Genomic DNA, 217 nt, shown 5'->3' on the forward strand with positions numbered 1-217 from the left:
TGCCTCTAGTTGGTTGAGAGCAGTCGTCACCAAACGCGCACCTGATGCACCCAATGGATGACCCAGTGCAATTGCACCACCATTTGGGTTTACACGTGCATCATCGTCGGCTAAACCTAGGTCACGTGTACACGCCAATGCTTGTGCTGCAAACGCTTCGTTCAGCTCAATCACATCCATTTGCTCTAGTGTTAAACCTGTTTGTGCTAATAGTTTT

The 217-nt window shown here is 48.4% G+C and carries 1 pseudogene; it reads right to left on the bottom strand.

Annotated features, from left to right (window positions below):
- A pseudogene (locus AC1M9K_RS14690) lies at nucleotides 1-217 on the bottom strand (acetyl-CoA C-acyltransferase); the annotation flags it as partial.

The organism is Acinetobacter sp. 24-47-67, assembly GCF_056779735.1.